This is a genomic window from Fructilactobacillus sp. X2R5C3 (assembly GCF_059901325.1).
Window position 1 is genome coordinate 105284 of record NZ_JBWXUY010000003.1, and the last position, 20406, is coordinate 125689.

Genomic DNA, 20406 nt, shown 5'->3' on the forward strand with positions numbered 1-20406 from the left:
GAAGCATAGCTTATGGTAATAGTTGAAGCAGTCATCACATTAATAGTTTTAGTCCTGCTTTCTAGCATTATCTCTCACTATGTCACTAAGATTCCAGTTAGTTTGATTCAAATTTTGCTTGGTTTAGGATTAGCATTATTCTTTAAATTCAAAATTGATTTAAACACGGACTGGTTTTTATTGCTGTTCATCGCACCATTGCTATTTAATGATGGTCGTGACTTTCCAAAACGAGAACTTTGGGAATTACGTGGCCCCATTTTTGAAAATGCCATCTGGTTGGTGTTCATTACAACCATTATTGGCGGTTATTTCGTTAATTTGCTGGTACCATCAATGCCACTGGCAGCCTGTTTTGCTCTAATTGCGATTTTGTCTCCAACCGATCCAATTGCCGTTCAGTCCATCTCAAAACGTGTTCATCTTCCAAGTAATATTTTGCATCTAGTATCAGGTGAGAGCTTGATTAACGATGCTAGTGGACTAATTGCGTTTAAATATGCGATTGCTGCAGTTGTCACCGGTTACTTTTCTTTGGAACACGCTGCGGTTGATTTTGTTTATACCGCACTAGTGGGTTTGATCATTGGAATTGTTGGAATGTCTTTAATTATTGTTCTTCGTAATTTGTTATTAAAGGTACACTTCAATGACGTGATTTTTAACGTCGTCCTGCACATCTTGACACCGTTTATTATTTATGTAATTGCTGAAGATCTTCTTCATGCTTCGGGAGTTATTGCGGTGGTTGCCGCTGGGATTATTGATCACTTACAGACTAACGTTACCAATACCAAGTCACCAGAAGTCAACTTGTTGACCAATCGTACTTGGGATGTCATTGTTTACTGTTTAAACGGGATTGTGTTTTTAATCTTAGGTATTGAATTACCGGTTGCTACTAGGGTGGTCATCAATGGATCGGAATATCGAACTTTAGCTTCGTTTGGGATTGCTTTTGCCGTTTGGGTGGCTCTTTTGGTAATTCGAGTGGTCTGGATTTTAGGATACGAATTCTTTTCGTACTACATTACTAAACGGTCCAATAAGAAGCCCAGTTTGTCGGTTGCGCTATTGGCTGGAATTTCCGGGGTTCGTGGTGCCATTACCATGGCAGGAATTCTTTCGGTTCCCGCATTTTTATCGAATGGAAAGGAGTTTCCCGACCGTTCTTTGATGCTTTTTATTGCCGCAATGGTTATCGTGATCAGTTTAGTTGCGGCTACCATTATCTTGCCAATCATTTCCCCAGATGCTAGTTCACTTCAGACCCGAGCCTCATTGATTGATAAGGATGAAGATGATGATGAGACGGAAGATGAAGAAGATGAGCAGGAGGGCTATATTTCGGAAGATGCTGCTCGGATTTACATCGTAAAGAGGGCCATTGTCAGTCTTGAAAATAATAAGACCAATGATAATGAACGAGCGGTATATGATATTGTTTTGGATTATCAGGTTGAGTTACGAAAACTTTTAAGAAAGACGAGAGACGATAGTGCAGAAAGTACGTCTCTCAATGAAGAACTTAGTTTGAGACGAGTTGCTTTAAAGGGAAAACGTGAGGCGGTTAAAGATTTGTATCGTGAACAACAAATCTCAAAAGATACTTACTGGATTGCAAATCGAAGGATTAATCGTGAGGAACGTCGAATGTTTGCAAATGGTTACGACGGCTATCGCAAAAATCACTGGTACTATCCGGGATGGTTTTCATCGATTCTTCATTCCATTAAAACCTGGCAGGTAAGTGAATCAGAAAGTAAAAAGACCAAGAGTGAATTACGCCTTGTTACGATTGTTGGTGATCAGGCCGCCATTGATGCTATTTCAGACTTTTTAAGTCGAAGCGACATTAATGGTCAGGACTTTGACTCACAAATTGTTCACTTTATTGTCACTTTCTATCAGAGTCAGATTGAGCGGGCCAATTCATACGATGATCCCGACGAAGATGATGAAGTCTTTGAGTATCAGTTGTTAAGATTGCGGTCAGTTGCACTGGAAGCAGAACGTCGCGCTGTAGAACAATTGATTAATAATAAAAAAGTTAGTCACGCGATGGGGCTTCACTTGCGTCAGGACATTAATTATAAGGAAACGCTAATGTTGAATGATAACTAAAAAATCCTCCACTTATTGATAAGTGGGGGATTTTATATTATTCCTTATTATTACTGATAATGGAATAAATCCAGTAGATCATTAACTGTAGAACGGTCATCAAAAATACGAATACGACCATGTGCATATTCCACATGTTTAAAAATGGTCGAATGTACATCCTAGGTGAAAGGATGAGGTAAATTGTGTGGACTCGCATAAACCGTCCAATGAATAGTCCGATGGAACTTGCAACCGTTAGAATCACAATTGTAACGAAGTTAGAAAAATTACCGGATAAATGAATTTTAACGTCAATGGCCTTAGCAACGTGGACTAAACTCCAGAAACCGATAAAGGCACAGCTTAATGCACTGATCATCAGACATGTGTATAAAAACCAGACGTGCGGATCAAGTCGAAGTAACCCATTGGCTTCATCAGGATGTAGCCAAGCGAGATGAAGTAGGTCGGTCAGAATGTAGGGTGAATTGGGATAGAACAATAACCACAGAAGTGATAGGATCCAGAACACGAAACTATTTTGGTGTGGTTTGTTACCGATGTGGAAACTAAGTTCAATTGGGATATATCCTAGAAGGGTGTTGAGCGCTAAAAAACCGAAGCGTGTATCACGTAGAAACATGAATAAAAGCACGATCCACCCGATGAAAAATATTCTAACTTGCCATCTTTTATTTTGTGACATTATAATTTGACCCCTTTTCTTCTATATATAAATTAAACCCCAAATTAGAAAAAAAAACTAGAAATTTAACCATAGAATTTAATTTTTTTAATATTTGGAATTAGTTAACTGCCTTTATTTCAGCAATAATTCAGTGATATAATAATATACAAATTGGAGGTCGTTCTATGGGGATTGATTGGAGTAGCTTATTTACATTACATAACCTAAGCAACTTAATTGATATATTGGTTGTCTGGCTCGTGATATACGAGTTAATCATGCTTCTTCGTGGCACTCGGGCAGTGCAACTTTTTCGCGGCATTATTGTAATTATTATCGCTAAAATTGCCAGTTGGTATTTAGGACTGACGATGGTATCTTGGATTCTGGATCAAATTATCAATTGGGGAGTTATTGGATGCATTATCATCTTCCAACCTGAAATTAGACGCGGACTTGAAAAATTAGGACGCGGCTCACTCTTTAGAGCAACCCAGAATCAGGATGAAAAAGCCAAAAAAATGATTAATGCTTTAGATGGAGCAATTCAATACATGTCTAAGCGTCGAATTGGAGCGTTAATCACCATTCAAATGCATACCGGGCTAGAAGAATACATTGAGACCGGGATTAAGCTTGATGCTGACATTTCAAGTCAGTTATTAATTAACATTTTTATTCCCAATACGCCTCTTCATGACGGAGCGGTCATCATTAAGGATGATAAGATTGCTGCAGCGGCTGCCTACTTACCGTTATCGCAGAGTAATTTGATCCCTAAGGAATTGGGAACTCGTCATCGTGCGGCGGTTGGAATCTCGGAAGTTTCCGATGCTTTAACGATTGTTATCTCAGAAGAAACGGGAGAAGTTTCAATCACTAGAAACAATGAGCTTCTTCGTGGGATGACTCAGGAGGATTACCTGAAATACCTGAGAAGTCAGTTGATTCCTCGTGATCGACAAGAGCAACATCCAACGATTGTGACTCGTGCGATTAGTTTCTTTCAGAAGCATTTCGGAGGTGACAAGTAGCCATGAAAAAATCTTTTCGGAGTAAATTATTCTATGCTATCTTGGCACTAGTCTTTACAATTGCACTGTTTTTCTATGTTCATGATGGCAAAAATGATATGGGTCTCACTAACAGTACCAGTAATTCGACTAAAAGCACCCAGATGGCAGCTAATAAAACCAAGACACTGTCAGTTCCATTACAGCTCAACGTAAACTCAGACAAGTATTTTGTAATTGGCTATCCAGAAAAAGTTAACGTCCAGTTGTCAGGGCCGTCGGCGTTAGTCACTACAACCGCTAATACCCAGAACTTTAAGGTGTATGCTAACCTTAGTAATTTGGGGCCCGGAGAACACATCGTTAAATTACAACAGCAGGGTCTAAATTCTGACATTAAGAGTAAGATTAAACCTGCTCGCATTAAAGTTAACATTCAACCACGTCGGACCGTTAAGTTCCCCGTAAAAGCTGTCTACGACAAGAAAAACATTGCTTCTGGTTATAAGGCCGGAAAGCCGTCGTTAGACGTCAGTTCTGCAAAAGTGACTGGACCGAGTGATCAAATTAATCGAATTGATTCAGTAGTTGCTAAAACTAACTTGAAGCCTAACACCAAGCGTGATATAAAACAGGATGCGGTGATTGAGGCTTTAGACAAAAAAGGAAAGACCATCAACGTTATTATTACCCCATCAACAAGTTCGGTTGATTTACCGGTTTCAGCAGGTGATAATAAGAGGGTACCAGTCAAGGTTAATTTAGTTAATAAGCAGGCTAGTAAGACCTATGACGTTAAGTGTGATCCATCTGATGTGTTATTGTTAGGTGATAAAGACACGATTGATGGGATTAATTCGGTTAATGCCGACGTTGATGTCGAAAACATGTCTGGTGATAATACTAAGACGGTTTCACTTGATGCGGGTAACTCCAAAGTAAGTGGCTTGGATCCGGAAACGGTTAAAGTACAGATTAACGCAAAGAATAAGTAATAAAGTGAGGACTATATATGAAATATTTTGGAACAGATGGAATTAGAGGAGTTGCGAATAAAGACTTAACCCCAGAATTGGCCTTTCGGGCTGGTCGTGCAGGTGGTTATGCTCTGACTAAGCACAGTGTTCAAGATCATCAGCCACGTGTCTTGGTATCAAGAGATACACGAATTTCTGGACAGATGTTGGAAGATGCTTTGGTAGCTGGAATGTTGTCCGTTGGAATTGAGGTGGTTCAACTCGGAGTTGTCACTACCCCCGGAGTAGCATACTTGGTTAGAGATCAAAGTGCTGATGCCGGAGTTATGATTACGGCTTCACATAATCCCGCTGAGTTCAATGGAATTAAATTCTTTGGCGGTGACGGATATAAATTGTCCGATGACATCGAGGCTGACATCGAGAAGATTCTTGAAAGTGATACTGATGACTTACCACGTCCCTCAGCAAAGGGATTAGGCACTTCAGCAGAGTACACCGAAGCATCGCAAAAGTATCTTCACTTTCTGTCCCAAACGATTCCAGATGAATTAAGTGGGATTAAGGTGTCAGTTGATGCCGCAAATGGGGCTACCAGCAACTTGGTTCCCCGCCTTTACGCTGACCTTGGCCTTGACTTTAAAACAATGGCGACCTCACCTAATGGACTAAACATTAATGATAACGTCGGTTCCACTCACCCAGAACAGTTGCAAAAAATGGTTGTTGAAAATGGTTCCCAGTTAGGAATTGCCTTTGATGGTGATGGTGATCGGTGCATTGCTGTCGATGAAAAGGGAAACATCGTTGATGGTGATAAGATTATGTACATCTGTGGTAAGTATATGGATGCTAATGGTCGATTAAAGCATGACACCATTGTTACGACAGTGATGAGTAACCTCGGAATGTACAAAGCCATGGAAGCCAACGGCTTAAATAGTGTGAAAACTAAAGTTGGGGACCGATACGTGGTTGAATCAATGAAAGCCAATGGTTACAATCTAGGTGGCGAACAGTCCGGTCACATTGTGTTTTTGGATTTTAATACCACTGGCGATGGGATGCTAACCAGTCTGCAATTAATGCATATTATGAAAGAAACCGGTAAACCGCTTTCCGAATTAGCAGACGAAGTGAAAAAATATCCTCAAAGTCTTGTTAACGTGAAGGTTTCTGACAAAAAGCACGCGATGGATCATGACAATGTTAAAAAGGCCATTGATGATGTTGAAGATGAAATGAATGGGAATGGTCGTGTCTTGGTTCGACCAAGTGGGACTGAGCCGCTGCTAAGAGTTATGGTGGAAGCTCCGACTCAAAAAGAAAGTGATAAGTATGCGAACAAAATTGCCGACGTTGTTAGAGACGACATGGGAATTGAATAAAGCAATCACGAATTAATAAAAGAGTTAACGTTTGTTAACTCTTTTATTATGCTTAAATTTTTATTAAATTTCGTTCATCGGTGCTATACCAATTCTAACTTATATTTGACAAACACTTGTGAAACCATTATTATCAAAGATGTTAAGTATATAAATAAAATTTAAATACATCTATACCAATTTTAAAGAGAGGTCATTCCCATGTGCGGAATCGTTGGAGTTACAGGCAATAAGAATGCGACATCCATTTTAGTTAATGGATTAAAAAAATTACAATATCGAGGATATGATTCAGCCGGAATCTTTGTGGAAGGAAAAGACCACAAAGATTATTTAGTGAAAACAACTGGAAGTATCGACGATTTAAAGAAAAAAATTGGACCAGAGGTTCAGGGAACTGCCGGAATTGGGCACACTCGTTGGGCCACTCATGGTGGAGTGAACATTGAAAATGCTCATCCTCAATTCTCAGATGACAATCGTTTCTATCTGGTTCACAATGGTGTGATCGAAAACTATGAACAATTGAAGAAAGAATACTTATCAGACGTTAAGTTTCATAGTCAAACTGATACCGAAGTGGCGGTTCAATTGGTTGATAAGTTTGTGACTGAAGACAAAATGAGTACAAAGGATGCCTTCATTAAGATGCTTTCACTCCTTAAGAATTCTTCATATGCTTTCATTTTAATGGATAAAGAAGATCCAGATACTTTATATGCAGCCAAAAATAAAAGCCCCATGTTGATTGGATTATGTGACGGTTTCAACGTAGTATGTTCTGATTCAATTGCTATGTTAGACGTTACTGATACTTTTCTTGAGGTGGTTGATGGTGACGTTGCGATTGTAAAGCCTGATAAGGTAACCATCCTTGATGAAAACCGTAAGCCAGTAGAGCGTCATCAGTTCAAGGTAACCATTGATCCAAGTGCGTCTGATAAGGGGACTTATCCTTACTACATGCTTAAAGAGATTGATGAACAACCCAATGTCATGAGAAAATTAGTTAAAGAGTACTTTGATGCAGACGGAAACATGAACGTTGGTTGTGGCGTAATGGATACCATCCTTGATTCAGATCGAATCTATATCGTGGGTGCTGGTACCAGTTATCATGCTGGATTAGTCGGTAAAGATTTGATGGAGAAGTACACTGGAATTCCAACTGAAGTGCACGTCTCATCCGAGCTTGCTTACGAAGATCCATTGCTTTCTAAGAAGCCATTCTTTATCTTTTTGACTCAAAGTGGGGAGACCGCTGACAGTCGGGAAGTTTTAGTGAACGTTAACAAGCATCATTTTCCTAGTTTAACCATTACTAATGTTGCTAATTCGACATTGTCGCGCGAAGCAACTTACACGATGTTGCTTAATGCTGGTCCAGAAATTTCAGTTGCTTCAACTAAAGCATATACTGCTCAAATTGCAATCCAAGCTATTTTGGCAAAGGCCGTTGGTATGCGGGGTAATCGTCAGGTCGCAAAAGATTTTGATTTAGCACGACAATTGGGTTTGGTTGCGACTGGGATGCAGTCAATTGTTGAAGAAAAAGATAAGATTGATGAAATTGCTAAGAAATATTTCGTTGATGCTAAACAGGCCTTTTACATCGGCCGTGGGGTTGATTACACTGTTTCCCTTGAAGCAGCGTTGAAGTTAAAAGAAATTTCTTATGTCCATGCGGAAGGCTTTGCTTCTGGTGAACTTAAGCACGGAACGATTGCATTGATTGAAAAGGGCACTCCAGTGATTGGTATTATCACCCAGAAGAAGACCGCTGGATTAACTCGTAGTAATCTGGAAGAAACTGCAGCTCGTGGTGCCAGTGCTTTGACGATCGTGCGACAAAGTCTAGCTCAAGATGGTGATACGTTTGTGATCCCGGACGTTGATGAGTTGTTAACACCGCTGCTTAGTGTCATTCCAGCTCAACTAATTGCTTATTACACTAGTTTGAACAAGGGATTGAACGTTGATCGTCCAAGAAACCTTGCTAAAAGTGTTACAGTTGAATAATGTTTTTAAGAGCTACCATTCTTGGTAGCTCTTTTATTATGTTGTTGAAGCATCGTTGAGTACTGAACTTTCTTTACATTTTAGTAATTTTCTCGTATTATTTTATTATCGTGTCAGTTGTAATTTTGAATTTAGGAAGTAAACCATGACTGAAAAAAATTATAAAATTAAAGTACAAGATGTCACCAAAGAGTATGACATGTTCAAGACTCAATCTGACAAGTTAAAGTCGTTTTTCTCATTATCAAGGAAAAATAAAACCCCACATTTTTGGTCTTTGATGGGAATTTCATTTACCGTTCAGCCTGGTGAAGCATTGGGAATCATTGGTGTAAATGGTTCAGGAAAGTCAACCATTTCTAACATTATTTCTGGCATTATTCCGCAAACGACCGGCCAAGTTGACGTGCGCGGAGATACTTCGATTGTTGCGATTAACGCTGGATTGAGAAAGAATTTAACTGGCCGTGAAAACATCCGAATGAAGTCATTGATGCAGGGACTTACAAACCACCAAATTGATGACATGATGGATGATATCATTGCCTTTGCTGATATTGGTGATTTTGTTGATCAACCAGTAAAAGACTATTCTAGTGGTATGAGGTCCCGACTTGGCTTTGCCATTGCCGTTCACATTAAGCCAGACATTTTGATTATTGATGAAGCCTTGTCCGTTGGTGACGATACCTTCTACCAAAAATGTGTTGATAAGATTGATGAATTTAAAGAAGAAGGTAAGACCATCATCTTTGTATCTCATTCACTAAAGCAGGTGCGTTTGTTGTGTGACCGAGTTGCTTGGATTAACTACGGGAAGCTACGGAAAATTGGTCCGATGGAAGAAGTCGTCTCCGAATATCAGAAGTTCATCAAGTGGTTTAAATCGTTAAGCAAAAAAGAGAAAAAACAGTTCCAGAAAAAAGAAAAGACCATTCAGAAGAATTTTGATATTGATAAGTATCAAAAGGAAATTACTAATGAGTATGCTGAGGATCACCCGAATGATCCTAATCCAGCACGAACCATCCATAAGCGGTTCTATAGTGAAGTTATTCAAGAAAAGATGCCGTTGACCACTAAGATTATGACGTGGGCGGTTTTCTTTGCCATGATTTTCTTTTGCTTGGTAAATGTATCTGGTCATCCAACGATGGCGGTTGTTAGACATCCAAGTTATATCATTCACCCAAGTAAGAAGATGAGGTACCAGAAGAAAAATGGTAAATCAGTAATGGTCACTAAGCATGAATACAAACAACTTGAGAAACATGCCTGGGGACAACGATAAAAATTTTGCTATTATTCAAAGTGAATAATAGCATTTTTGTTTAGGAGGAAGATTTAGATGGCAATGAAGAGTCATGAAACATTTACATTGATTGAGGAAATTACGCGATTAGATGGTTCTAAGTACCTTGAAATCAGCAACATGGTGCAGAACGGACGAGCTGAGCTTGCTGCAGAACGAAAAATGATTAAACAGGTTCGAATCCTTCAACTAAACATTCCTCACTCCGTTCATGTCATTAATTACGAGAACTATGTTAACCAGAATTATGTGATGCCAAAGGAAAACTTTGACCACTTTGAGGAGTGGAAACGAACCCCAGCAATGGATCATGAAGTCCAGATGATTTTAAAAGAGAACCATATTGGTTAAATCAATTGGCTAATCTTTTTGTGAATTAAATCATTAATATTTGTTATCACCAACCACCAAATATGGCATAATGAGTATGAATAATATTTGGAGGTGTTGATGATGACTGAAAAATTTTTAATTGGAACTTATACCCAAAAAACTAGTAAGGGCGTTTATCAAATTGAATTAAACAAAGACAAAAAACAGCTGGAAAATGCTCAGCTAATTGCGCAAATTAGCTGTCCAACTTACGTTGTGGAATCTAGTGATCATAAAATCTATGCGATTGATCGTAATCAAGATGAAGCGGAAACACGTGGTGGGATTGCTGTTTTCGATAGCAGCACCATGCCAGCTAAATTAATGCAAGAAGACATTGAAGTGGGTCCTTCACCAGCCTACATTACTGTAGACGAAGAACGCCAGATGGTCTATACAGCAAATTATCATACTGGTAATGTCATTGCGTATCACATTGAAAGTGACGGGACTGTCAAAGAATCACAGCGAATCCATGACGATGGAATGACCGGTCCACTACCAGAACAACAAAGTGGTCCTCATCCACACTATGCCGATCTAACTCCTGATGATCGCTTAGTGATTTGTGACCTGGGATTGGATCGAGTTTATTTGTATGATGTTTCTGACGCGGGTGAGATTACTCCTGTTAGTGAGATTCAGTTGTCACCTGGATTTGGTCCAAGACACATTGCTTTTGCTGAATCGACGGGAAAGGCTTACTTAATTGGTGAACTAAGTAGTAAGATTGCAGTTCTTGATTATAATGAAGAAGCTGGCATCTTTACCGTCCAACAGGTTGTTAAAACTATTCCCAATGACTACAAAGATGCCAATGGTGGAGCTGCAATTCGAATAACTAACGATGAGAAGTTTGTGTATGTTTCTAATCGTGGCAATGATTCGATTGCTGTTTTTAAGGTCCTAGATGATGGTGACTTAGAGCGAATTCAAGTAATTTCAACTGAAGGGGAATTCCCGCGTGATTTTAACTTTAATTCAGATCAATCCTTCCTAATTGCTGTAAATCAAAACACTAATAACGCAACCTTGTACGAGCGAAATCATGAGAATGGTAAGTTGTCTGTCATTCAAAAGGATTTTGCGGTACCAGAGGGAACCTGTGTTGCTCCTCGAAAATAGTTAATTTAATTAAAAGTTAATGCTTTTATAGCGTTAACTTTTTTCATTCCCTTAACAAATTGATATAATTAATTTAGACAGGTGGGGTGGAGATTTTGATTAAATTAATTGTGACAGATATGAACAAAACCTTTTTAAATGAAGCTAATCGATATGATGAGATTAAGTTTTTAAAAACGTTTCAAAAAATGAAACACCAAAACGTTAATTTTGCCGTCGCTAGTGGCGGACCGAATGATAAATTACAAAGCCTGTTTATTGATTATCGGGACCAAATGGATTTTATTTCTCAAAATGGTTCAGTAATTTATCGTGGAAATGATTTAGTCCATGCCGAATCGCTGAATGATGATCAGATTAAACAGACTTTAAAGATGCTTTATGATGATTTTGGTCCTGACATTGTCGGGGTTAACGTATCTGGGCTTAAGCATACTTATGTAGATAAAAGGCTACCCGAAAAAATGTATCAGCTGATGAAACAATACTACAGTAATACGGTCCGTTTGAATGATTTGGCTAACATCACAAGTGAGAACACTGATGATCAGTTGGTAAAAGTTGGTGTGACGTTTAAGCAAGGTGCAAACGTGATGCGAAAAGTTCATGAAATGCGACAGATGCTTCCAGATAATCTTGAGAGTTTAAACTCTGGCTTTAATACCGACCTAATTGGTGTAAAGGGGGTCGACAAAGCAACTGGCGTGCGCTATTTGATGAAAAAATATGATGCCAATCCTGAAGAGGTTGTCACATTTGGGGATAATGAGAATGATTTAGGAATGTTAGATTTAACCCCGAATAGTTATGCTATGAAGAATGGCATTCGGGAGGCAAAGGACGCCGCTGGTCACGTTACCGAGTTTGATAATAACGATGATGGGGTTCTAAGGACAATTGATACCATTTTAGATAATCAGTAGTTTCATTTAGTAAGGTAATGACAGTACAAATATACGTGAGGCGATTAAAAATGAATAACGAAGAATTAAATAACATTGTTGAAGGACGTTTGGATAAGTACTTTGAAAAATATCCAAGTACTCCTGATGTTGAGATGTATAAGATTGAGTTGAAACGTTCAATCGTAAAAGATGCCTTAGCTAAGATTTCAGATGAAGTTACGATTAACGATGCAATTAACCAGGCTTTTTCTGACTTTGGTGACATTGATCACGCTATTAATCAGATTGTTTTTAAAAGTCATGGAATCAAGGATTAAAATGAATTAGCCGTTGTGGCTTTTTTTATTAGGATACACATGATAATATATTCATATGAAATAAATTACATATATATAAGGAGAAAATCATGGATTCTAAGATTAATCCCAAAAAATTAGAAGAAGCTCATGAGTTATTTAAAATCTTGAGTAATCCGGTTCGGATTCATATGTTAGTGTTGTTAGAAAATCACTTACTCAACGTTGGTGAGATTAGTGAGGAACTTGGACTTGAACAATCAGCTACCTCTCATCAATTGGCAATGCTTAAAAAGCATCAATTGGTAAGTAGCGAACGGAAGGGCAAGTCAAATTATTATCGCCTGGATGATCCTCATATTATGGACATTGTAAATGAAGGACTAGCTCATTCGGATCATGTGGTAAGGGGTGTCAAACATGGAAACTAAAAACGTGGTTGGATATGGAATCATAGTTGAGTTGGTTGCGATTGCTTGGATGATAGTAGAATTTTCGGTTGGCTTAAAGGCCGGGATCGATGCCCACTCAATTGTATTAATTGCGTTTGGTCTTGATAGTTTGATGGAGATTATTGCTGGATTTGTTTTACTATTTCGTTTGGAAATTGAGTTTAAAGGGAGTTCAAAAATTGACATTAATCGAGTGGATAAGGTTGCCACGAAGATCGTTAGCATCATTTTGCTCCTTCTGTGTGTCTATATTCTAGTTACTTCTGGATATAATTTGTTTCAGCATGAAGGTGCTGATGGCAGTCTGATGGGGATCATCATTTCTATTTTGTCTCTTATTATCATGCCAATGATCGCCTATGCTAAGTATTGGATTGGGAAAGTAATTGGTTCTAACGCTTTAATTCAGGATGCCATGTGTAGTGTTACTTGTGCTTATCTTGCTGGGACGGTGCTTATCGGAGTTTTGCTTAATTATTTTTTCCATATTTGGTGGATCGATTCAGCAGCAGCAATTCTAATTGTTTTCCTTATTGGTAAGGAGGCATTAGAATGTCTTGTGGAGAGCTAATCTTGACAAGTGCAATTATAGAACTATAATAATAATTGTATAAAGTTTAGTTGTACAAAACTAAAAGGTGAGGTGTTAAGTATGAGTGAAAACAATTATCAATTTGATGTATTGTATTTAGGAAGTGGACATGGTGCTTTTAACGGTGCTATTCCATTGGCCCTAAAGGGTAAAAAAGCTGGCATTATTGAAGTTGGCAAGATTGGTGGAACTTGTCCTAACCGTGGATGTAACGCTAAGATTGCTTTAGATTTCCCAGTTAAGATGAAAAAAGACGTTGATAACTTCCAAGGACACGGATTAGATGGAACTACTAAGATCAATTGGGCCGATAACGTTAAGCATGAAAAAGAAGTTATCAGTCAATTACCTGGTGGAATCGAACAAGGTCTAAAGAGTGTTGGCATCGATGTGATCCATGGGTATGGAAAGATCGTTGATGCGCACACCATCGACGTTGACGGTACCAGGTACACCGCTGATAAACTTGTTGTAGCAACTGGGGCTCATTATCACAAGATTGATATTCCCGGTGCTGAGTTGGCATACGATGGAACTGATTTCTTGAACTTAGAAAAACAACCAGAACACATGACCGTTATCGGTGGTGGATACATTGCCATTGAATTTGCTACAATCGCAGCAAATGCTGGAACTAAGGTTACCATCCTATTGCACCATGACAAGGCTTTAAGAAAGTTTTATCAACCATTTGTTGAGTCATTACTTAAAGATCTTGAATCTCAAGGAGTTCAAATCATTCGAAACGTTGATCCTGAATCAATCGAAAAATCAGGTGATGGTTTTGTAGTTAAGACTAACAAAGACGACATTGACTCTGATTGGGTTCTTGACGCAACTGGCCGTGATCCGAACGTTGAAGGATTCGGTCTTAAAGAAGTTGGCGTTGATTACGATAAGAACGGAATCAAAGTTGATGATCATCTTCAAACTTCAGTTGACAGCATTTACGCTGCTGGCGATGTTCTTGACAAACAAGTTGGTAAGTTAACTCCAACCGCTATTTTTGAGTCAATGTACCTTACCAAGTTATTTACTGGTGCTACTACTGATCCAATTAAGTATCCAGCTGTTCCAAGTGCAGTTTTCTCATCACCACGAATTGCTGAGATCGGTGTTAGTGTTGACGAAGCTAAGGCCAACCCTGATAAGTATGATGTTAAAGAATCAGACCTTGCCACTGATTGGTTCAGATTTGCAATGCAAGAGAACAAAGGTAAGACCATTTCAATCACCGACAAACAAGGTTACCTAGTAGGTGCTACTGAAATCAGTTCTGAAGCTGATAACGTTATTAGTACTTTGGCACCATTTGTTGAGTATCACATCTCACCAGAAAAGATGAGCGAATTGATCCCATTGTTCCCAACACTTGGTTCTGAGACTTTGAATCATCTATAAAATTAAAAATCTATAAAATAAAAAGTTCGCCATTTGGCGAACTTTTTTTGTATCTAATTCTATTTAAGAAATTCCGGTTTTCTGAAATCAGGATCTGGATAAGTGTAAAAACCCTTACCAGATTCAAGACCAATGTTACCTTGGTCAATCATATCCTTGAATTTTTCGGAAGCTTTTTTAACTTCTGGGTTAGTTGACATCTTAGTGATATCATACATGGTTTTCATCCCAATAATGTCCATAATAGCGAAAGGACCAAGTGGTGCACCAGTTCCAATCATCCATGCCTTATCGATCGTTTCAGGATCAGAAACGCCATTGTTCCAGAGGACTAAAGCATCTGATAGAAATGGTACTAACAGTGAGTTCAATAGGTAACCCGGTTGTTCCTTGTTAACTAGGATTGGAACCATTCCGATTTCGCGTGAAAACTGTTCCATCTCTTTTGGAAGATCCTTATTAGTTTTAGATTGTGACATGATTTCAGCGGTATTGTTTTTCCAAATTGAGTTAGCGAAGTGGTAACCCAAATACTTGTCAGGGCGACCAGTAGTATCAGCAAACTGTGATGGTAGTAAAGTCGAAGTGTTAGTGACGATAACAGTATCTGGATCAGCTAAATCGTTGAACTTTTTGTAAAAGTCATTTTTAACATCTGGATCCTCAGAAAGAGCCTCGATAACTAAGTCAGCACCCTTAAGAGCGGCCTTTAAATCAGTGGTGTAATGGAGATGTTCCTCTGCGTTCTTGACCTGTTCATCGGTAGCTCCAATGTCTTTTTTTACTGCTTTTTCCCAACGAGCTACTCGCGCCTTAGCACGATCGAGTGAGCCGTCTGAACGGCCCCAAATAGTAGTGTTTTTTCCGTGAAAAGCCGACATGAAAGCAATTTGTGAGCCTAAGGTGCCTCCACCGACAATGACAACGTTATTGAATGTCATGGTGATTTCCTCCTATATATTTACTTATTATCCACTTCTATTTTATGCTAGTGAAAGCGCTTAAGCAACCTTCTTTATCTGTTATAAATGACAATGGTTGCAAGCCAGAGTAAATTAGTTAAAATATTAACTAAATTGTTAATGGAGGTTCAAAATGATGAGTGAGATTAGAAGGGTAACGATTGATGATATTAGTGCTTTACGAGCCATTAGTCTGGAAACGTTTGCCGAGACGTTTGGAACCGAAAATAAACCTGAAAATTTAAATCAATACTTGGATAATGCTTACGATCCGGAAAAATTAAAGAATGAAATTTCTGATCCTAATTCTCAATTTTATTTTGCCTACGTTGATGGAAAGTTAGCTGGTTATCTAAAGTTAAACGTTGATGATGCTCAATCTGAAGAAATGGGTCCGCATCTCTTAGAAGTAGAACGAATTTATTTGAAAAAAGAATTTAAACGTCACGGTCTAGGAACCGAATTGATTGATTTGGCTGTTAATGAGGCGCAGAAAAAAGGGAAAGGAAAGGTTTGGCTTGGTGTGTGGGAACATAATAATGCTGGACTGAAGTTTTATCAAAAAATGGGATTTAAGCCAGTAGGGGATCATGTATTTCAACTTGGCGAGAGTGCTCAGCGTGATTTGATAATGGAGAAGCCAATTAGTGGTAACATTAAGTAAGTAGTTAATAATCTTAATTGGGAAAGTTGGTTCTTTTGTTGTTATTTAATGGCATTTTTCTTTTAATTGCTAGCATCATTGCCGGAACGTTGAGTAGTGTCGTTGGCATGGCAAGTGTGATTCTTTATCCGGCACTTTTGTTTGTTGGATTACCACCAATTATGGCAAACGTCACGATTACGGTGGGAATTATTTTTAGCGGAACAAGTGCCGTCTTGTCATCAAGACGAGAGCTCAAAGGACAGGGTTCGGTCACTCTTCACGTTATGCTATTTGCGGTCATTGGTGCGGTTATTGGATCAATTATCCTGTTACATAGTTCCAATAAGAGCTTTCAAGATGTTGCTCCCTTTGTCATCCTACTGTCCGGAGTTTTAATGTTAATTCCAAAACGACAGTCAACGTTTGCTTCTGAAAGCATTTCAAAAACAGCGAGTGCAATTGCCGCGATTGCCATTGTGATTGTTGGGATTTACGTTGGCTACTTCGGTGCAGGCGGCGGAGTGCTAATGGCTGCCATCCTGATTCGAATTATCGATGCACCATACGCTATTTGTAATGCGGTCCGAAACGTGACGACTTTAACCATGAACGCAGTATCGGCTGCCATCTTTATTTTTACGACACCGATTAGTTGGAGTGCTTTAGTGGTGCTTGCCATTGGGCTGTTTATTGGTGGGTACATTGGTCCCATTATTGTCAGAGTGATTCCATCAGCTGTAATGAAATACACGGTTGCGATCGGTGCGATTATCCTGGCTGCTTTCTTAGCATATCAGGCATATTTTTAAAAAAGATGAATGTAGGGAAAATATTATGTGGAATTTAATTTTTTTAGTAGTGGCAGGAGTTGTTAGCGGGGTGCTTGAAAGTACGGTTGGACTGGCCAGTTTGGTTGCTTATCCAGCGATGCTTCTGGCAGGATTTGCACCGATCGTTGCAAACGTCACCAACACGGTTGGCTTTGCCTTTAGTGATTCAAGTGCCATTTTAGCGTCCCAAAAAGAACTTAAGGGACAAAGCAAAGTCATCTTTAAGGTTACCATCTGTGCTGGAATTGGGACCATTATTGGTTCTTTAATTTTACTTAACAGTTCGAATAAAAGTTTTGAAAACGTTGCCCCAATCATCATTATGATTTCGGGAGTTTTGATGTTGCTGCCAAAGAGTCAAAAACAATTATCTGAGACGCATATGACCGTGTGGGGGAAAATAATTACCGCCATTGCACTTCTTTTTGTTGGGATGTATTTAGGTTACTTTGGTGCTGGCGGAGGAGTCATGTTGATTGCGATTTTACTTCGAGCCGTTAATCAACCCTATGCTGTTTGTAATGCAATCCGAAATTTTGTTTCTTTAATTTTGAACTGGATTTCGGCCATCATATTTATGTTTACAATGCCAATCAATTGGGTGGCTTTGATTGCCATCACAGTTGGGTTACTAGTAGGTGGATACATTGGGCCGTCAGTCGTACGTCATATTCCATCCAATGTTATGAAGTATGGAGTTGGGATCGGTGCCATTGTATTAGCGATTTGTTTGGGAATTAAGACTTATTAATAAAACAAGGAGAAAGTGGAAGTTTGATTTTAAAGTATTTCTTATTGATTTTTGCTGGGATTTTAAGCGGAATTATGGGAACCGCTGTGGGACTTGCTAGCGTTATTTCATATCCAGCAATGTTGGCTTCCGGACTATCACCAATCGTTTCCAGTGTGACTAACATCGTTGGTTTTGCGTTTAGTAACATGAGCGCAGTGGCTTCATCTCAAAGAGAATTAAAGGGTCAAGGTAAGACCATTTTAAAAGTGGTTATTTTTGCTGGAATTGGGTCTGCACTCGGTTCCCTGATTCTTCTTCGTAGTTCCAACAAAAGTTTTGCAGATATTGCACCAGTTGTCATCATGTTGTCTGGGATTTTGATCATGCTACCGAAGAGTCAAAAGCAGTTAATGAAAACCCATTTGGGATTATGGGGTAAGACCATTACCGCCATTGCACTGACGTTGGTTGGAATGTACTTAGGTTATTTTGGTGCTGGTGGTGGAATTTTGATCATGGCGATTTTAATGCGAGCCTTAAATGAGTCATATGCCGTGGATAATGCCATTCGAAATGTGATGTCACTAGTGATGAATTGGATCTCGGCTTTGATCTTTATTTTTACAATTCAGATTAACTGGCCAGTTCTGATTACGCTAACGATTGGATTGGTTATTGGCGGATACATTGGACCAGCCATCGTACGTCTCATCCCATCCAATATCATGAAGTACGGGGTCGGAATCTTGGCAATTTTATTGGCCATTTATTTAGGAATTAAAACTTACTAATCCTGTTGCAACCAGCCTATGATTATGGTATTTTTAAATCAAATAAGATATGACAATAAAGAGGACGAGTACCATTAATTTCTTTTATAGCGAGTCGAAGTTGGTGAGAGTTCGATAAAGAGTTAATGGGAAAAACACCTTGAGTTTTAAAGCTTGAACGAAGTAGGGCTTAACGGTGGCAATCCCTTATCATTGTGTGAGTTGGTTTATGTTACATAAACAATATGGGTGGTACCGCGATGACCTCGTCCCTTTTTGAGATGAGGTCTTTTTTATTGTCTAAAAAGGAGTTGTTAAGTATGAAAGAACAAAACGTTTTAGCAAAAGATTTGTACACTAAGAAACACGATTTTGGTAATGAATCAGTAGTTCTAGAAGGATGGATTCGAACCATTCGTAATTCTAAAAAAATTGCCTTTATCGAAATCAACGACGGTTCATACATTAAGAATGTTCAGGTAATTGTCAAGAGTGATCTAGATAACTTTGATGACATCATCAAACTGCCGATTAGTTCAACTCTGAAGGTGATTGGCAAACTCGTGGACACTCCGGATGCCCCGCAGCCATTTGAAATTCATGCGGAGCAAGTTAAGATTGAGGGTGTTTCTGATCTAGACTATCCACTGCAAAAGAAGAAGCAATCACTCGAGTACCTTCGTTCTATTGCACATTTACGTCCTCGAACCAATACTTTTTACGCTGTTTTCAAGATTCGTTCGATGGCAGCCTTTGCGATTCATGAATACATGCAAAAACACGGCTTTGTCTATGTAAACACTCCGATTGTTACTAGTAGTGACACTGAGGGTGCTGGTGAGATGTTTCAGATCACTAGTTTAGATCAAAATGACCTGCCAAAGGATGAGAATGGTAAAGTCGATTACTCAAAGGATTTCTTTGGTCAAGAGACGAACTTAACCGTTAGTGGACAATTACCAGTCGAGGCCTTTGCTTTGGCATTTAGAAACGTATATACCTTTGGCCCAACTTTTAGAGCCGAAAATTCGCATACTAAACGCCACGCTGCCGAATTTTGGATGATTGAACCAGAGATGGCCTTTGCTGATTTGGATGATATTATTAAAACTTCTGAGGACATGTTAAAGTATGTTATTAATTATTTACTTGAAAATGCTGCAGAGGACCTCCAGTTCTTAAATGATAACGTCGACGGCAACTTACTTAAGTTGCTTCAAACTACTGTGAACGAGAAGTTTGCGCGGATCACGTATACTGAAGCCATTGACTTGCTTGAAAAAGCCGACGTTGAGTTTAAATATCCGGTTAAGTGGGGGATTGATTTAAAGGCGGAACACGAACGTTATCTATCCGAAAAAGTGTTTAGCAAACCCGTGTTTGTCACCGATTATCCACGCAATATCAAAGCCTTCTATATGCGTGATAACGATGATGGCAAGACCGTTGCTGCTTCCGACCTTCTGGTTCCAAGAATTGGTGAACTAGTTGGAGGAAGCCAACGAGAAGAGCGTGAGCAAGAACTGGCTGACAAAATGGATGAATTTCATTTATCAAAGGATGAGTACGAGTGGTACCTCGAATTACGTAAATACGGTGGCACTAAGCACTCTGGCTTTGGAATTGGCTTCGAACGATTACTGATGTATGTCACTGGGATGGATAATATTCGTGATGTTATCCCTTATCCAAGAACCCAAGGTAGTATTAAATTTTAGACTAAAATGAGCCCATGAGAAATCATGAGCTTTTTGTTATCTTTTGTAACAATTCAAATGAAAAAATGATAGTCTATAAATAGCTATTAAATTAGTACAAA

Annotated in this window: 20 protein-coding genes and 1 other annotated feature; of the genes, 18 read left to right on the forward strand and 2 right to left on the reverse strand. The window is 38.9% G+C overall.

The window, feature by feature from the left end; genetic code table 11:
• Positions 1–12: 12 nt before the first annotated feature.
• Positions 13–2124: a cation:proton antiporter gene (locus AC6UDE_RS05365; RefSeq protein ID WP_500694309.1), complete on the forward strand. Its 2112-nt coding sequence runs from the start codon at positions 13–15 to the stop codon at positions 2122–2124.
• Positions 2125–2161: 37 nt separating this feature from the next.
• Here AC6UDE_RS05365 and AC6UDE_RS05370 read toward each other — a convergent pair whose 3' ends face one another.
• A complete protein-coding gene (locus AC6UDE_RS05370; protein WP_500694310.1) occupies positions 2162–2812 on the reverse strand; it encodes a DUF1361 domain-containing protein in 651 nt (216 codons plus the stop codon).
• Between the two features lie 167 nt (positions 2813–2979).
• Between AC6UDE_RS05370 and cdaA the strand changes: the two genes are divergently transcribed.
• From cdaA to AC6UDE_RS05430, 12 genes are all read left to right on the forward strand, one after another.
• Positions 2980–3828: a diadenylate cyclase CdaA gene (gene cdaA / locus AC6UDE_RS05375; protein WP_500694311.1), complete on the forward strand. Its 849-nt coding sequence runs from the start codon at positions 2980–2982 to the stop codon at positions 3826–3828.
• Between the two features lie 2 nt (positions 3829–3830).
• Positions 3831–4802 carry a CdaR family protein gene (locus tag AC6UDE_RS05380; protein WP_500694312.1) on the forward strand — a complete coding sequence of 324 codons (972 nt, stop codon included), beginning with the start codon at positions 3831–3833 and terminating at the stop codon, positions 4800–4802.
• 17 nt (positions 4803–4819) lie between these two features.
• Positions 4820–6172 (forward strand): phosphoglucosamine mutase, encoded by a 1353-nt coding sequence (gene glmM, locus AC6UDE_RS05385; RefSeq protein WP_500694313.1) that lies wholly within the window; start codon positions 4820–4822, stop codon positions 6170–6172.
• 201 nt (positions 6173–6373) lie between these two features.
• Positions 6374–8191 (forward strand): glutamine--fructose-6-phosphate transaminase (isomerizing), encoded by a 1818-nt coding sequence (gene glmS / locus AC6UDE_RS05390; protein WP_500696840.1) that lies wholly within the window; start codon positions 6374–6376, stop codon positions 8189–8191.
• Positions 8192–8336: 145 nt separating this feature from the next.
• Entirely contained in the window at positions 8337–9482 is a 1146-nt protein-coding gene (locus AC6UDE_RS05395; protein WP_500696841.1) for an ABC transporter ATP-binding protein, read from the forward strand.
• Between the two features lie 57 nt (positions 9483–9539).
• On the forward strand, positions 9540–9854 hold the full coding sequence (locus AC6UDE_RS05400; RefSeq protein ID WP_500696028.1) for a hypothetical protein: 315 nt from the start codon (positions 9540–9542) through the stop codon (positions 9852–9854).
• A 102-nt stretch (positions 9855–9956) separates the two neighbouring features.
• Entirely contained in the window at positions 9957–11000 is a 1044-nt protein-coding gene (locus tag AC6UDE_RS05405) for a lactonase family protein (RefSeq protein ID WP_500696842.1), read from the forward strand.
• Positions 11001–11095: 95 nt separating this feature from the next.
• Positions 11096–11923 carry an HAD-IIB family hydrolase gene (locus AC6UDE_RS05410; RefSeq protein ID WP_500696843.1) on the forward strand — a complete coding sequence of 276 codons (828 nt, stop codon included), beginning with the start codon at positions 11096–11098 and terminating at the stop codon, positions 11921–11923.
• 50 nt (positions 11924–11973) lie between these two features.
• The gene (locus AC6UDE_RS05415) at positions 11974–12222 is read left to right on the forward strand and encodes a hypothetical protein (protein ID WP_500694319.1); all 249 of its coding nucleotides are present in this window, start codon (positions 11974–11976) and stop codon (positions 12220–12222) included.
• Positions 12223–12311: 89 nt separating this feature from the next.
• On the forward strand, positions 12312–12632 hold the full coding sequence (locus AC6UDE_RS05420; protein ID WP_500696031.1) for an ArsR/SmtB family transcription factor: 321 nt from the start codon (positions 12312–12314) through the stop codon (positions 12630–12632).
• Entirely contained in the window at positions 12622–13224 is a 603-nt protein-coding gene (locus AC6UDE_RS05425) for a cation efflux transmembrane domain-containing protein (RefSeq protein WP_500696844.1), read from the forward strand. Before AC6UDE_RS05420 ends, AC6UDE_RS05425 begins: the two co-directional genes overlap by 11 nt.
• Before the next feature lie 81 nt (positions 13225–13305).
• Entirely contained in the window at positions 13306–14646 is a 1341-nt protein-coding gene (locus tag AC6UDE_RS05430) for a dihydrolipoyl dehydrogenase family protein (RefSeq protein WP_500696845.1), read from the forward strand.
• A gap of 59 nt (positions 14647–14705) precedes the next feature.
• Here AC6UDE_RS05430 and AC6UDE_RS05435 read toward each other — a convergent pair whose 3' ends face one another.
• Entirely contained in the window at positions 14706–15587 is an 882-nt protein-coding gene (locus AC6UDE_RS05435; protein WP_500696034.1) for a 3-hydroxyacyl-CoA dehydrogenase, read from the reverse strand.
• Positions 15588–15744: 157 nt separating this feature from the next.
• Here AC6UDE_RS05435 and AC6UDE_RS05440 point away from each other — a divergent pair, with 157 nt between their 5' ends.
• The 5 genes from AC6UDE_RS05440 to asnS all read left to right on the forward strand — a co-directional run bounded on the left by AC6UDE_RS05440 (position 15745) and on the right by asnS (position 20305).
• Positions 15745–16272: a GNAT family N-acetyltransferase gene (locus tag AC6UDE_RS05440; RefSeq protein ID WP_500696903.1), complete on the forward strand. Its 528-nt coding sequence runs from the start codon at positions 15745–15747 to the stop codon at positions 16270–16272.
• A gap of 17 nt (positions 16273–16289) precedes the next feature.
• Entirely contained in the window at positions 16290–17063 is a 774-nt protein-coding gene (locus AC6UDE_RS05445; protein WP_500696846.1) for a sulfite exporter TauE/SafE family protein, read from the forward strand.
• A 25-nt stretch (positions 17064–17088) separates the two neighbouring features.
• Positions 17089–17835 carry a sulfite exporter TauE/SafE family protein gene (locus AC6UDE_RS05450; RefSeq protein ID WP_500696847.1) on the forward strand — a complete coding sequence of 249 codons (747 nt, stop codon included), beginning with the start codon at positions 17089–17091 and terminating at the stop codon, positions 17833–17835.
• Positions 17836–17858: 23 nt separating this feature from the next.
• Positions 17859–18608 carry a sulfite exporter TauE/SafE family protein gene (locus tag AC6UDE_RS05455; RefSeq protein WP_500696848.1) on the forward strand — a complete coding sequence of 250 codons (750 nt, stop codon included), beginning with the start codon at positions 17859–17861 and terminating at the stop codon, positions 18606–18608.
• A 46-nt stretch (positions 18609–18654) separates the two neighbouring features.
• Positions 18655–18864: a binding site (T-box leader), on the forward strand.
• Between the two features lie 43 nt (positions 18865–18907).
• Positions 18908–20305 (forward strand): asparagine--tRNA ligase, encoded by a 1398-nt coding sequence (gene asnS / locus AC6UDE_RS05460; protein WP_500696849.1) that lies wholly within the window; start codon positions 18908–18910, stop codon positions 20303–20305.
• Positions 20306–20406: the final 101 nt, after the last annotated feature.